The organism is Geobacillus sp. 47C-IIb, assembly GCF_014679705.1.
GTDB classification, from domain to species: Bacteria; Bacillota; Bacilli; order Bacillales; family Anoxybacillaceae; genus Geobacillus; species Geobacillus thermodenitrificans.
The window spans coordinates 2,413,710-2,428,585 of sequence record NZ_CP061473.1; the positions used below are offsets into that span (position 1 = coordinate 2,413,710).

A 14,876-nucleotide genomic window follows, 5' to 3' on the forward strand; every position below is an offset into this window, starting at 1 on the left:
GCGTAAAGCGTTGGCGAGGGAAAACAATAAGAAAAAGGAAAAAGACGGTGGCTAAGGAGGAACTCTGCGCATGAAATGGCTTCTTTCCCTCGTGTTCATAATCGCACTCGTTCCCACCCCCGCTTTAGCGGCAAGCAATGCGCCGATCCATTGGGGATTCAAGCGGAGTGAAAACCATGAACCCCCGTCAGCGGGGAAAGAGCTTGATGAACTGTTGGCGAAGTACGATGCTTTTTATTTAGGCGATACGAGTGAAAAAACAGTGTATTTAACGTTTGATAACGGCTATGAAAACGGCTATACGGCAAAAATTTTAGATGTGTTAAAAGAAAAACAAGTGCCGGCTACTTTTTTTGTCACGGGCCATTACTTGCAAACCGCACCTGATTTGGTGAAACGAATGGCTGCGGAAGGGCACATCATCGGCAACCATTCGTGGCATCACCCTGATTTGACGACAGTAAGTGATGAGCGGCTGCGTGAGGAGCTGGAAAAAGTCAAAGAAAAGACAGAGGAATTGACCGGGCAAAAAGGGATGGTGTACCTTCGTCCGCCGCGCGGCATTTTTAGTGAACGGACGTTGTCCCTCGCCCGCGACCTAGGCTATTATCATGTTTTTTGGTCGCTTGCCTTCGTCGATTGGCAAACCGATCGCCAGCGAGGGTGGCGATATGCGTACGACCAAATGATGAAACAAATCCATCCAGGTGCGATTGTGCTTTTGCACTCTGTCTCGAAAGATAACGCCGACGCGCTGCCCAAAGTGATCGATGACTTGCGCAAACAAGGGTATACGTTTGCCAGCTTAGATGAGCTGATGGGGAAAAAGATGGGACTCCATCCGTGGCTGTTTCGCCCATAAGGCGCTTTATAATCACATATGGAGCGAAGTGTTTGGAGATGAGGCGTTTGTCCCTGCCTTTCCAACTGAATCGTATGCGGCTGCTTTGTCCGATTCGTTGGTTTGGCGGGGCGTTTTTCGTTATAATAAGGGCACGGACCAACGAAAAAGGTGAGGACAATGTGGAAACGAACGATCACCGTGCCTGCGCCGTATGATTTTGCCCATGTGCTCGACCGGCTTTCGTTAGATCCGCTGATGGCGGTTGACGTAGAGCGACAGCGCATCACCGTGCCGCTTCATCTTGACGGCTTAAAGATACCGGTCGTAATTGAAAGCATCGGCACAAAAGAAGCCCCCCGTTTTGTTGTTTTGGCACCGCATTCCAATCGGCAAGAAGACATTCTTGAGCGCGTCTCCCATTTATTCCAATGGCAGACGCCGCTTGCCCCGGTGTACGATCATTTCCGCACGACCGAGCTGGCGCCGCTGTTTGCCCGTTATGAGGGGCTGCCATTAGTGCTTGATTTCGATTTGTATTTTTGCCTGATGAAATGTTTCATCCATCAGCAACTTCATCTCAAAGTGGGCTATCGACTTACAGAACGGTTTGTCAAAACGTTCGGTGAGGAACGGGACGGCGTTTGGTTTTACCCGCGCCCAGAAGATATCGCCGCCCGCTCGTATGATGACTTGCGCGCCTTACAGCTGAGCAGGCGGAAGGCGGAGTATATCGTTGATGTGTCGCGTCTGATTGCCGACGGAACGCTGCGACTTGATGACCTCGAGCAAATGGAAGACGGTGAAGTGATGGAGCGGTTGACCGCCATACGAGGCATCGGGCCATGGACCGTGCAAAATTTTCTCCTGTTTGGGCTTGGCCGTCCGAACGTCTTTCCGCCGGCTGATATTGGCTTGCAGCGGGCGGTTGAACGACTTTTTCAGCTTCCGAAGCGGCCGACTGCTAGCGAGCTGGCATTGCTCGGCGAACGATGGAAGCCGTACACGAGTTATGCGGCTCTTTATTTGTGGAGAAGTATTGAATGAGAGGGACTGATATGACAAAGCAACAAACGAAGGTAAAGATTCAAAAAGGCGATCAATTTCCGCTGACGATTCAGCGCATCGGCATTAACGGTGAAGGGGTCGGTTATTTTCAAAAACAAGTTGTCTTTGTCCCCGGCGCCTTGCCAGGTGAGGAAGTGATCGTTGAGGCGACAGACATTCACCCTACCTATGCTGAGGCGAAAATCAAACGCATCCGAAAGCGCTCGTCTCACCGCGTCACGCCGTCATGCCCGCTCTATAACCAGTGCGGCGGCTGCCAGCTGCAGCACTTGTCGTACGAGGCGCAGCTTGAAGCGAAGCGTGACATTGTCATCCAAGCGTTGCGTCGTCACGTCCGTCGTCTCGATGTCGACAAAATTGACATCCGCCCGACGATCGGGATGAACGATCCGTGGCATTACCGAAACAAAAGCCAGTTTCAAGTCGGAGTGAAAAAAGGAAAGGTGCTCGCCGGGCTGTACGGCCTGAACTCACACCGGCTCATCGACTTGTCGGAATGTCGCGTCCAACACCCACAAACGACGCGCGTGACCAACATTGTCAAAACGATTTTGCAAGATTTGCGCATCCCCATTTACAATGAGCGGACAAGAACAGGCGTCGTACGGACGATCGTCGCCCGCGTTGGCTTTCATACGGGGGACATCCAGATCGTTCTTGTCACGGCGACGAAAGATATTCCGCGCAAAGAGCTGCTCATTGACGAAATTCGTCGCCGTCTTCCAGAAGTGAAATCGATCGTGCAAAACATAAACGGCGAAAAAACCTCGCTCATTTTCGGCGACGAGACAGAAGTGCTAGCAGGAGATGAATACATTCAAGAAACGCTCGGCGATTTGTCATTTGAGCTCTCCGCGCGCGCCTTTTTCCAGCTTAATCCCATCCAAACGGTGAAATTGTACGATGAAGTGAAAAAGGCATCCGCTCTCACCGGAACAGAGAGGATCGTTGATGCCTATTGCGGCGTCGGCACGATCGGTCTTTGGCTCGCTCGCGACGCCAAAGAAGTGCGCGGCATGGATACGATTCCGGAAGCAATCGAAGATGCAAAGAAAAACGCCAAAAAACACGGCTTTGAGAACACGCATTATGTGGTCGGAAAAGCGGAATATTGGCTGCCAAAATGGGTGAAACAAGGATGGAAGCCGGACGTCGTCATCGTCGACCCGCCCCGCGTCGGCTGCGACCGAGCGCTGCTTGAGACGATCCTTCGCGTCCGCCCGCAAACGGTCGTCTACGTCTCATGCAACCCATCCAGCCTTGCCCGTGATCTTGATACCTTGGCTAGGGCGTATCGCGTCGACTACATTCAACCGGTCGACATGTTCCCGCATACGGCGCATGTGGAGACGGTTGCGAAGTTGATTTTAACAAGATATTCATAAATGGAAACAAGGATAATGGTTGTTCATCAAAATCTGTATGAAAAAGGTCCCTTTTATGGTACCTGTGTCACTGCTTGATCTTCCTTATTTAGGGATTTTTATTAAAGTAAAAAGTGCCTGATCAGACGAAAAATTAGATTCCTTCGTTTCAGGCACTTTGATATTTGTTTAGCTCTGCCGGTCTTTCTGGATAGAGATATCAAGTGGGCCATCGTCAGTGCACTTTGGTTCTTGAGGTAACCTGTAATGACATAACGGTTTGTTTCATTAGGCAAGAGGTAGACATTCGACCCATACATGGTCACGGATCAAAAAACTTTTACTAAAGGCAACTGATTTTTATTATAATTCACTGACTCCCTTGATTTCATAAAACAGCAATCATATTTTCGTTAAGCAAGAAAAACCGGAAGCAATATTTCATCAACCAATAACTCAAGACGTTTTGCATCCATAGTCTCTCTGCGCAGGAGATTTTCTACTCGGATGAGGTCAAAAGGCAAGGTCAGTGTCGCGTCGCTGACCTCTTTTATTTTTTCTCCCCGGTTTTTTGCGAACCCAAGCAGTTTACGCATGACCAAGATATTTTTATTTCTAGCGTTAGTTTCAATCTTCGACAATTTTTCGCTGTCTTGTCCTATCTCAAATAAAATCGCATTCATTATTTCAAGCCCACCCTCTGTATAAATGCTTTGATAGAGGGTAAGCAACTGCAACAAGTCACCACGCAGGCTTCCTGTGTCCTCGATCTTATCAATCAATTCCCCGCCGAGCGCGTTCTTCGTTTTATATTCCATGATTTCATGGATTAGGTCAAATTTTGTATTCCATCGCCGGTATAAGACAGTACGGCTGGTTTTCGCAGCATGTGCGATTTGCTGAAAAGTAAGATTGGTATAACCGACTTTTTTGATCAACTCTATCGTGGCGTTATAAATGCTTTCGATCAGTGCGTCTCCTCGTCTACGCACATTCTTGCTCGCATCGTTCATTTCATTCACCATCTCTCCGCAAAGTGTTTGCCAACACGAGTTTTTCAAGCTTATATTTCAGCAAAAATCGGAAAACATTATATCATAATTTAAAAAAAATTTTAAGGTACATATTGAACCTTATTTTTAAATCATTTATACTAATTAAGGTACAATATGTACCTTAATTAAAAATAGGAGATGGAAATATGGGAAAAGAAAAATTACCAAAAGGAATGATTAGCATCGCGTGGATTTTGGTGCTTGGTGCAATTCTGCCTATGTTGGACTCCACGATCATCAATATTGCGGTGAACGATTTAGCCAAAGCGTTCTCAACCACCTTTGCGGTTACGCAATGGGTGGTGACTGGATATGTTCTCGCTTTGGGGATGGCAGTCCCGCTTTCCGGTTGGCTGATGCAAAAATATGATGGCAAGAAAGTATACATGGTTGCATTGGGACTGTTCTTAATCAGCTCGCTTCTTTGCGGTCTTGCATGGGATATGCAGAGCTTAATCGCATTTCGTATGCTGCAGGGGCTCGCTTCCGGCATCATAATCCCAGCGCTGACGACTTTGGTTGTACAAGCTGCTGGCAGTGAAAACCTGGGCCGTGTCATGTCCGTTGTCGGTATTCCGGTGGTTTTTGGCCCTATTGCCGGACCGGTTATCGGAGGATTCATTTTACAGCACTTATCGTGGCATTGGTTGTTTTTTGTAAACCTTCCTATAGGGGGCATAGCATTACTCATCGCACAATGGAAATTGCCGAAGTTCGAGGCAATGAATAAATCTGCAAAACTGGACTGGATAGGGATTCTGTTGCTGGCCATGTTATCTGGAATGGTTGTCTTTGGCGTGACGGAGATTAGGGCACAGAACACGCGAGCAACTGGCATCCTGGCATTCGGCATTGGCGCTATCTCGTTGGTGGCATACTTGCTTTATGCGTCGAAGAGAAAGGATCAAGCATTGATACCACTGGATCTGTTCAAATCAAAAAATTTCAGTGCTGCGTTTCTTTCACTGTTTTTAGCCGGATTTGCCACCAATGGGCCTATGCTTCTCTTCCCGATGTTTTTTCAAAATGTACTTGAGCTCAACGTCATTACAGCGGCACTTTGGCTGATTCCCCAAGGTGTGGGAATGCTGGTCACACGGCCTTTGATCGGTAAAATGACGGATAAGCTCGGGGCACGGTATGTAGTACTGCCTTCCATTGCCATAACCATCATCGGGACACTTCCATTTGTATTCTTTGATGCCGACACGTCGCAATGGCTCATATGGTTGGTACTGTTTGTACGAGGAATAGGCGTCGGAGGGATCACGGTCCCTGTGATGAGTGATTCTTACGTAGGGCTCCAAAAGCTGCAAGTCCCAGCAGCCAGCGTTGCCACCCGCATCATCCAAAACGTTGGAGCCGCCTTTGGTTCCGCCATTTTGGCAACGGTGGTCAGCAACGCTCTAAATGTGAAGGAGGCTACAGCAGCCAACTTTGCCGGCGCTTATCACGCAGGTTTTATCACAAGCTTAATCTTCATGGTAATTAGCATTCTGCCTGCACTGTTTTTGACAAACAAGATGAGCATAGCGAGGGTCGAAGGACAGTAATCTGCATCTAAGGCTTTGATTGTGAAATATATGAGTTGCTACTCTCATTAGAAATCAGAATGGCCTCTTGTCGGTGATCATTGACAAGAGGCAATCAGACTGTTGAAAAACGATTTTGTCAAGGGACAAAACCGTTTTTTTTATGATATATGTTGAGAAAACAACTGATGAGGAGAAACCACTTATGTACTACTACCAATCGAACGTAGAGATTCAACAAAATCGTCAAACTTATGAATCCATGTATGATCCGAGGTACCGTCAAGAATTTTGTGTAATGTAATGGGGTAGGGTTTCTCTGAAATGGATTTGAATTGATAGGGGACTGATTTTCTCCACACAGGAGACTGAATATTCAGTCTCTTGTGCGGAAAGGGAAAATCCCCTTATTTTGTTTATTTACAATATTTGGTTAACAATAACGTTCTTCAAACATTCGTTGAAGGGCTTCTTGCGCTTCGGCAAATCCTCGCAACTTTCGCCCTGCCCATTTCTCGTTAAAGTCCTGTATCGTCAAATATACGACTTTTTCAGCGGCTTCTAAACTGCTCAAACTGTTCATCGGTTTTAGGCGTTTCCGAATCTCCTTGATCGTTCGTTCGATGGCATTGGTCGTATAAATCACACTTCGAATACTGCTTGGATAGTCCATAAAGGTGAGAAGGACATCCAACTCATTTGCCCACGATTGGACTTCCCTTGGGTATTTGTGAGACCATTTGGATTGAAACTGTTGAAACATCTCCAATGCGATTTCTTTATTCGGAGAACGATAAATGAGTTTCAGGTCCTCCGCCATTTCGAATTGATCTTTTTTCCGAACACGGCTGAGGGTGTTGCGGACTTTGTGCACGACACAGCGCTGCACATCGGCTTTCGGATACACCGCCTTAAAGGCTTCCTCCAACCCCGGAAGGCCATCGAAGACGCCAAGAAGCACTTCCTTGACGCCTCTTTTGTAGAGCTGTTGGAGAATCTCCTGCCATACATAGGCGCTTTCTTGTCCTCCTACGAAGAAATCAAGAATTTCACGATACCCTTCTTCGTTCACCCCCAATACCACATAAATAACTTCTTTCTCTACCGTATCCCGGCGAAGTTTCACGCACAAGCCGTCCAAATATAAGACCGAATAACGCTGGTGTAGTGGACGAGCGTGCCATTTCTCGATGTCTTCCTTCACGACATCGGTAATCCGGCTGATCGTCGCAGGAGAATAGGTGCTTCCTAGAATTCGTTCGATAAACTTGCCAATTTCACGCGTGCTCATGCCACTTTGGTACATCCTGATGATGGCTTCCTCCAGCCAGCCCGTGTGGCGTTGGTAAGGGGCAAACAGCTGCGTTTGAAATTCTCCGTTTCGGTCTCTAGGGACCAAAAGACCTTCAATCCGACCGTATTGCGTATCTAGATTTCTCTGATAGTAGCCGTTTCTCATATTCGACGTTCCAGCCTGTTCAATTTCGAGGAAATTTTTAATTTCTTCCCGCATGATCAGTTCTAATTTTTCCTTTACAAACTGACGAATAACACTTTCCAGTTGATTTGCCCAGTCTACATTCGGTATACTTCTTTTAGACATAGGTAGGGTTCTCCTTTCTCTGGAATGTTTTGGTCCAAATCAGAGAATACCCTACCTTTTTTCTTTTGGTCTAGCAAAATGCTTTACACAAAATTTTATACATCATCTGATCCGAACCATATCTTGGTTCCCATCGATAAATGGATGGATTGAAACAGTGTATATCAGTTACTTGAACCGTTTTATCCAAGTACCATTGGTCGCTCCACGATGGATCCGTTGATTTTTGTAAAAATCCTCATGATTCAATATCTAGAAGGGTTTCGATCCGTTCGGTTTACCTGTAAACAAATCCAGCAACACGCCACGTATCGCTGGTTTTTAAGCATTTCCGCCACCGAGAAAGTCTCTTGCCACTCCAGCGTTTCCAAGTTTCTTCGCCATCGGGTCGATCCTGGTGTATGGGAAGCGTTATTTGGTCATGTCCTTCAATGGATTCAAGAAGATGGTTTCTTGTCTCCGGATACGTGGGCAGCGGATGAAACAGAGTGAAAAAGCGAATACCAATAAACAAAAACGCATCCAAGTGATTCAGACGATGGTGGTGAAAGAAGATGAGGGCGTGTTACAACTGGTCAATGAAAAACGACAACATCATGGAAAAAAACCGTTCGCTCCCAAAGCAGAGAAGCTGGCAACCAAAAGGATGATCTGTAGCACCACAGATCCAGATGCTGAGTTATCGGTTAAACACGATCCGCGCGGTCTCTTTGCGTTCCACGATCATCGAATCGTTGACACCTTGCATCATTTTATTTTGGACGCTTACGTAACGGCCGCCACCGTGCCTGGCCATCGGATTTTGATGGGGCGAATCGAGCGGGTTGAACATCAAGTAGGATATTCTCTCAAGGAAATCGTGTTAGACGCTGGCTATGATAACGCCCGACTAGCAAGAGAATGAGAGAAAAAAGGGATTTTGGCGTATATATCGTATCGACGTTTTCACCGAAAGGAACATCCCGATTGTCGTTCCGCAAAGTTCCAACAAGTCACAGACAGACGATGTGGATGCGTGTCCCTTTGGCGTAAAGTTCACCTATTCGACGTCCACCCGTTCTGGATATCATGAGTACAAACCAGCCGTAAAAGGAAGTTGTGTGGGATGTCCTGACGCAACAGGCGCAAAGGATCGTGTATTTCGAGTTTCCGTTCATCAAGATATCTACGAACAGATGCGGAAACAACGATGATCGATGAGAGGAAAAGTGTTGCGATCGGTACGTCCATCGACCATTGAGCGAAGTTTCGCCGAAAGCAAAGAACTCCACGGTCTTCGTTTCACACGATACCGTGGAGTCCAGCAAGTACAAATTCAGGTTTGGATCACCGCCATGATCCAAAACCTCAAAAAGTGGACCAAATTGCGATCAATCCAACAATATGGTCACCTACCAAATGGAAGAGAAAAAGAAAAGAAAAAGTTCACCCTCCTCATGAGCTTTTTCTTGACGTCTGACTTTTTCAACACCTTGAAAAGCTAAGCAACACGTTGCTTAGCTTCAGCTTGTCGACAAAGTCGACAAGCTGTTTTATTATGAAGGTAAGACGAGGGAGAAATGGAGGAAAGGAACGATGCTTCGGCCACACCAAGAAGATGGGCGCTATACCGAAACCACGGTGAAACTGGATGATCTGGTTCCAGAGGATCACTTGGTAAGAAAGCTGGATGCGGCCATTGATTTTTCTTTTATCTATGATGTGGTGAAAGATCTCTACTCTCCTGATCATGGACGTCCGAGCATTGATCCAGTGATGTTGTTTAAAATGTATTTGATTCAGTATGTATTTGGGATTCGCTCCATGCGTGAAACCGTCGAACAAATCCGAACCAACGTCGCCTACCGTTGGTTTTTAGGACTTAGTCTTCATGATCCCGTTCCTCATCACTCGACGCCAAGTAAAAACTATGCGCGTCGTTTCGCTGGAACGGATGTATTCCATCAAATTTTTTCACGGATTTTAAAAGAAGCCTTTGAACACGGATTGGTAGATTCGAGTGTCTTGTACGTAGACTCCACTCATGTCAAAGCAAGCGCCAATAAAAAGAAGTTTACAACGGAAATGGCAGAAGTCGAAGCCAAAGCCTACCAACAGGAACTCGAAAAAGAAATCGAACGGGATCGGATCGCTCATGGAAAATCGCCGTTGCCATCTGAGAAAAAAAAAAACGGGAAGTAAAAGTAAGCAAAACGGATCCGGAGAGCGGACTGTTGGTGAAAAATGAACGGGAGCGAGTGTTTGCCTATTCGTATCATACAGCTTGTGATCGCAACGGATGGATTCTACAGACCTACGTGACGGCAGCCAACGTCCATGACAGTCAAGCGTTTTTTGTGCTGTTCGAACGAGTGAAACGGGAAATCCAATCATGTCCGGAAGCCGTGTGTGTAGACGCAGGATATAAAACTCCTGCCATTGCCAAGTATTTACTCGAACAAGGGGTAAAGCCGATTTGGCCGTACACTCGCCCGAAAACAAAAGATGGATTCTTTCGGAAATCAGATTTTGTGTATGACGAATATTTTGATTGTTATCTATGCCCCAATGATCAAGTTCTATCTTACTCTACTACGAATCGGGAAGGGTACCGGGAATACAAATCGGACCCGGCGGTGTGCCGAAGCTGTCCGTATCTTCATCAGTGCACGCAAAGCAAGAGCTACACCAAAGTAGTCACTCGCCACGTATGGCAGGACTACTATGAAGAAGCAGAGCATTTGCGGTATGTTCCGGAATACCGGGAACTCTATGCCCTCCGAAAAGAGACGATTGAACGGGATTTCGCCGATATGAAAGAGAAGCATGGTCTGCGCTGGACGCATTACCGGGGATTGGAAAAAAATGAGGCGCAGGCGATGCTTGTTTGTGCTGCCATGAATTTAAAAAAACTGGCGAATTACCTATGGAAGGCGAAGCACCGCCCTTTCTTTTCCTTTGCATGGCTTCCCATCCTACCCACTTTTTTTGAAAACATAGTCTATTTATGGAACAAAATGGGTTTCAGACATTCGTCTGAAACCCATTTTGTCAACAGTCTGAAAGCACCAAAGGTGCTTAAAAAATATATTTCGAAAGATGCTCCTTATCGGAAGCATTGGTCTATTTTAGATAATGAATGGAGGGGGATTCTTGAGATCTTTGAGTAACACCCGAGTTCGACAGTGACTAGGCAAACAAATCGCCTCCCAGCCCTTGATACAGAAGGGCTGAGAGGCAATTGGGCATACTTCTAGCGTGTATCTAGGAGCGAGGATGAATGTCTAGGATCTTCAGAGGAGGCTCCAGCCCTAGAGCCACAGAGGTTTTCCTTTGTTTGGTCGTGATCTTTGTACACTGATAGAGGTCACGATATTTTGAAGAAAAATGTCCTAACGTGGAGCGCTGACATTTGTCTCTTACTTTCGGCCACGATTTTACTCTCGATTCGGATCAAGAGGAGGATTAGACCGTGGAGAAGCACGTGAGCATAGATGCAATCCTCCAATTGATGGTACATTGACAGTAACCACGGTTACCCATCGAATGTACATGTCTATATTATAAACAAAAAAACTTTATATTAAAAGGATTAAATTATAAAGCGTGTGCCTATGAAATTCGGCGTTTTTTCCTAGGTTAACCACCGCTAAACCCTTGATATAACGGCATTTCTGGCATTTTCATTTGCCTAAAATGGGCCTCAAACTGTCGAACTCGGGTAACAATGACCAAAGGAAACAAGAATCCCCACTTCCACCGGCATTAGCCGGTAAGTGGGGGTAGTTCAATCTTTTTGTATAGGCGGATGATTGAATATTAATGTGTTCCTAAAAATCCGTACATAAATAGAAAAATAAAGATAAAGGTTAATACGGCACCTAGTATTGTTTGATTAAGTGTGTTTCCATTACTGTTTAAATTTTTTAAAAAGCTTGCTAAATTTAAAAACCACAAAACACCTATTATTGGTAAAACAAGTAAGTATATATATTCCATTTAAAAAACTCCTTTTACTTGTAAAGTTTGAACTCCCCCGGATTGACCCCCCTAAATTTGGACACATCCTATCTTAATTTTAGGTTATTCTCAAAATTTCTCGTTTTTTCTTGGCAAGAAGACAAAATCCTCTTGCCTTATACGCGAACTTCTTTGATGATTAACGATTCCGTTTGCGCTTTTTTGTAAAATTCATGCGGTGGAAGATCGAGAATACTCGAATGAATCCTTCGCTCGTTATAAAATTTCATGTACTCCATCACGGCTTGATAAGCTTCTTCATAGCTGTCAAACGCCATTCTTCCTAGACATTCCTCCTCCAGTAAACGATGAAACGCTTCCATATGCGCATTCATATTCGGCGTCCGTGGTGGAATCCGTTCATGTTCGATTCCAAATCGCTCACAGGCAGCTTCAAAGGCATGAGAAATAAATTGCGGGCCGTTGTCTGTCCGAATCACAGGTTTATTTGCCTGTTCAAATTGCTGACGCTTGAATAACGCTCTTTGAAGCGTCTTTACGGCATCGCTTCCTGAACAACTCAACCCAATATGGTAATCAATTACCGAACGGTCATACACATCGATGAGCGACAAAACAAAGAAAAAGCGTTCTTCTCCTTCGATATATCCATATTTCACATCCATTTCCCATAACTGATTCGAGCCTGTAATAATGCGATTTCGAGCGAGTTTCTTCGGATATGGAATCCGTTTCTCTCGCTGCGGACGTAGTAAGTCCATCGCTTTACACAATCGATATACTTTTTTCTTACTGATCACAAGCTGATGGTCTCTTCTTAACTGAATGGTCAGCTTTCGATATCCGTAGGCAAATCCTTCTCCCATCACAAGCTCAGAGAGCCATTCTTGGATTTGTTCGTCTGACACTTTTTCGCCAGTTGCCGTTAGAGAGTAGCCGGGTGTTGGACGTCCCCCACCTACTGTTTTCTTCTCGACTTTTCCGTTCTGCTGATAATAGTAGGTTGAGCGATTGATTTCTAGAATCTCCAATACTTTTGTAATCGGATATCTTTTCTTGATCCACTGCTCGGCTACTTCCAATTTTTCAGTAAGTGAAGGTTCTTCTTTTTTATCAAATCACGCAAAATCGCGATTTCTAAATCTTTTTCCCCTAATAGCTTCTTGAGCTGCTCGTTTTCTTCCTCCAGCCGTTTGATTTCAGCTGAAGAGGGAGAGGAAACCATTTCTTGTCCTAGTTTTCCTTCTTCATATGCCTTCACCCATCTTTGTACAAGATTCGGGCTAAGCTCGTATCTTCTAGCTACCAATGCTTTATTTCCGACTTCTAATGCTTCTTTCACCACTTGTAGCTTAAATTCCTTCGAATGTTTTCTTCGTTTCATGTAATATCAAAAGCCCCCTTCATTTGGTCACTTCGATTATAAAAAACACCTTATCGAGTGTCCAAATTCATTAGGGGGCTAATGAGCAATGACCTGCTTCGCATCAAGTGTAATACTGTGCTGGATAGAAAGTGTTGTGCTAAAAGGCAAATCGGATTGCCATCTATGACAAAGGTGGATCTCTTTCATCTTCAATAGGACTTCATTGATCACGCGGATAGAAGGTACCCGTATCACAATTTGGAGAAACAAGGTAAGACAAAACAATCTTCATATGAGAGGGTTTTTATATGAAAAAGAAAATTTTTGCATATGTAGGGACAAGGAATGAAAACTCTCAACTTATCCATTATATTAATAATCTAAAAAAAGACGTACTAAAATATAAAAATGATGATATTGAAATAGAGTTTAATATTTTTACAGCTTATAATACAAACATATATAATTCCCTAGGATGTAAAAACTGTTTCAATAAAGGATTTTGTAATCAGGATAAAATAGAAAACGATGATATGGCTTTATTAAAAGCTAAGATGCTGGAAGCTGATTTTCTAATATTATCAAGTCCTGTATACTCTCATAATGTTTCAGGAGATACAAAAACATTCATTGATAGAATAAGTTATTGGTGTCATCTTCTTAGACTAGCTGGTAAACCAGGTTTAGTTATTGCTTCAGCATCTAGCAATGGAGCACATTTCGTTATTGACTATTTGGAAAAGATTTTTAGATATTTAGGGGTATTAGTAGTTGGAAGAATAAGTATCTTTAGTGTTAAAGAACCTGATATTTATGAACGTGAGAAATGCGCTAAAATTATAAATGAATATCTCACTGGTAATCTTAAAGTAAAAAGTAACGAAGATTTGGAAGCTGTTTTTCAGACAATGAAATATATTATTAGTAACCAATCAGAAAACCATGCAGAATTTTTATATTGGAAAAATAGCGGAATGTATAACTGCAACACTTTCCAAGAATACCTAGATAAATTGGAGTATAATCTTGTATGAGATTTTATAATTGTACTTTAATAATTTTATTTATCCACTAGGAGATTGAATATTCAGTCTCCTAGTGGAAAACACGAACATTTTTTAATAGAGTGATTGAAAAGCTACGCAACTTTCTATAAGAACATCTTTTATTAAAGTTTTGGTTTATCGCTCTTTATATTTAATTACAAAATTTACATAGGCCCCCATAACAGAAAAATTCGTTACCATCGAAAGGATGAAAACGAATCCAGTCGAAGTATCTCCTTGCAACTGTAATCTGTTGGAAAATAAATCTATCGAGATGTTGGTGTCAATACTCAACATATTAAAATGTTTCCAGGACGAAAGACCGGTGTCAAAGATGCGGAATGGATCGTGGACTTATTACGTCAATGGATATTAAGAGGAAGTTGCATTCCCAACCATGCGCATGGGAGTGGCAGGAATGGATCCGCTATCGTCGCAGTTCCATCGAGGAACGGACACGACAACTCCATCGCATTCAAAAAGTACTCGAAGGAGCGAAAATCAAGTTATCCTCAGTGGTGTCAGAAATCAGTGGGGTTTCCGCACAGAAGATGATTCGGGCACTGATTCAAGGCACCGATGATCCAAAAGTGTTGGCTCAATTGGTTAAAAGGCGGCTGAAAAAAAGCGAAGAGCTCCAGAGCGTGTGGAAAGGACTCCTCTCTTCCCATCAGCGAATGATGTTAGCTGAACAACTGCGACAGTGGAATATTTGGATGAAGCGATTGCCTGATTCGATCAAAAGATTGAGGAGTGAATGCGCCCTTTTGATAAAGATCTGGAGCTCATCGATAAGATTCCAGGAGTAAACCGGCAGAGTGCGGGACAAATTCTTGCGGAAATCGACACCGATATGAGTCGTTCTTTTCCGCGGACGATCTCGTTTTATGGGCTGGGCTGGCTTCGGGAAACCATGAAAGTGCAGGAAAATGAATATCGACACGAACGAAAAAGTTGAGGGCTTGTTTGGTTGATTGTGCTCGAGCCATGCACTACAAAAGGACATGTATTTGTCTGCCAAGTATTCATCGCATTGCCGCC

Annotated in this window: 11 protein-coding genes and 1 pseudogene; 9 read left to right on the forward strand and 3 right to left on the reverse strand. The window is 44.3% G+C overall.

Features of this window, described 5'->3' with window-relative positions:
• Positions 1 to 70: 70 nt before the first annotated feature.
• From pdaA to rlmD, 3 genes are all read left to right on the forward strand, one after another.
• Positions 71 to 862 carry a delta-lactam-biosynthetic de-N-acetylase gene (gene pdaA, locus IC804_RS12155; protein ID WP_008881193.1) on the forward strand — a complete coding sequence of 264 codons (792 nt, stop codon included), beginning with the start codon at positions 71 to 73 and terminating at the stop codon, positions 860 to 862.
• A gap of 159 nt (positions 863 to 1,021) precedes the next feature.
• Positions 1,022 to 1,888, forward strand: a complete 867-nt coding sequence (locus IC804_RS12160) for a DNA-3-methyladenine glycosylase family protein (protein ID WP_008881192.1) — start codon at positions 1,022 to 1,024, stop codon at positions 1,886 to 1,888.
• Positions 1,885 to 3,294, forward strand: coding sequence for a 23S rRNA (uracil(1939)-C(5))-methyltransferase RlmD (rlmD, locus tag IC804_RS12165; protein WP_008881191.1), 1,410 nt, complete (start codon positions 1,885 to 1,887; stop codon positions 3,292 to 3,294). Before IC804_RS12160 ends, rlmD begins: the two co-directional genes overlap by 4 nt.
• 392 nt (positions 3,295 to 3,686) lie before the next feature.
• On the opposite strand, the gene IC804_RS12170 is transcribed toward rlmD, so the two are convergent.
• Positions 3,687 to 4,286 carry a TetR/AcrR family transcriptional regulator gene (locus tag IC804_RS12170; RefSeq protein WP_011886759.1) on the reverse strand — a complete coding sequence of 200 codons (600 nt, stop codon included), beginning with the start codon at positions 4,284 to 4,286 and terminating at the stop codon, positions 3,687 to 3,689.
• Between the two features lie 188 nt (positions 4,287 to 4,474).
• Here IC804_RS12170 and IC804_RS12175 point away from each other — a divergent pair, with 188 nt between their 5' ends.
• Positions 4,475 to 5,881 (forward strand): MDR family MFS transporter, encoded by a 1,407-nt coding sequence (locus IC804_RS12175; RefSeq protein ID WP_081157242.1) that lies wholly within the window; start codon positions 4,475 to 4,477, stop codon positions 5,879 to 5,881.
• 412 nt (positions 5,882 to 6,293) lie between these two features.
• Here IC804_RS12175 and IC804_RS12180 read toward each other — a convergent pair whose 3' ends face one another.
• On the reverse strand, positions 6,294 to 7,463 hold the full coding sequence (locus IC804_RS12180; protein ID WP_190300607.1) for an IS256 family transposase: 1,170 nt from the start codon (positions 7,461 to 7,463) through the stop codon (positions 6,294 to 6,296).
• A 210-nt stretch (positions 7,464 to 7,673) separates the two neighbouring features.
• Here IC804_RS12180 and IC804_RS18625 point away from each other — a divergent pair, with 210 nt between their 5' ends.
• From IC804_RS18625 to IC804_RS12190, 4 genes and pseudogenes are all read left to right on the forward strand, one after another.
• Positions 7,674 to 7,955 (forward strand): transposase, encoded by a 282-nt coding sequence (locus IC804_RS18625; protein ID WP_008881186.1) that lies wholly within the window; start codon positions 7,674 to 7,676, stop codon positions 7,953 to 7,955.
• Positions 7,942 to 8,367: a hypothetical protein gene (locus IC804_RS18630; protein WP_223812809.1), complete on the forward strand. Its 426-nt coding sequence runs from the start codon at positions 7,942 to 7,944 to the stop codon at positions 8,365 to 8,367. Before IC804_RS18625 ends, IC804_RS18630 begins: the two co-directional genes overlap by 14 nt.
• Before the next feature lie 292 nt (positions 8,368 to 8,659).
• Positions 8,660 to 8,947: a transposase gene (locus tag IC804_RS18635; protein ID WP_223812810.1), complete on the forward strand. Its 288-nt coding sequence runs from the start codon at positions 8,660 to 8,662 to the stop codon at positions 8,945 to 8,947.
• Positions 8,948 to 9,038: 91 nt separating this feature from the next.
• Positions 9,039 to 10,612: pseudogene (locus IC804_RS12190) on the forward strand (IS1182 family transposase).
• Positions 10,613 to 11,578: 966 nt separating this feature from the next.
• Here the strand turns inward: IC804_RS12190 and IC804_RS12195 are convergent.
• Positions 11,579 to 12,807, reverse strand: a protein-coding gene (locus tag IC804_RS12195) for an IS3 family transposase (RefSeq protein ID WP_099233002.1) whose coding sequence is annotated in 2 segments (ribosomal slippage) — positions 11,579 to 12,537 and positions 12,537 to 12,807 — 1,230 coding nt in all. Because the reading frame shifts where the segments join, the coding sequence is not laid out codon by codon here.
• 290 nt (positions 12,808 to 13,097) lie between these two features.
• Between IC804_RS12195 and IC804_RS12200 the strand changes: the two genes are divergently transcribed.
• Positions 13,098 to 13,823 (forward strand): flavodoxin family protein, encoded by a 726-nt coding sequence (locus tag IC804_RS12200; protein ID WP_087959860.1) that lies wholly within the window; start codon positions 13,098 to 13,100, stop codon positions 13,821 to 13,823.
• Positions 13,824 to 14,876: the final 1,053 nt, after the last annotated feature.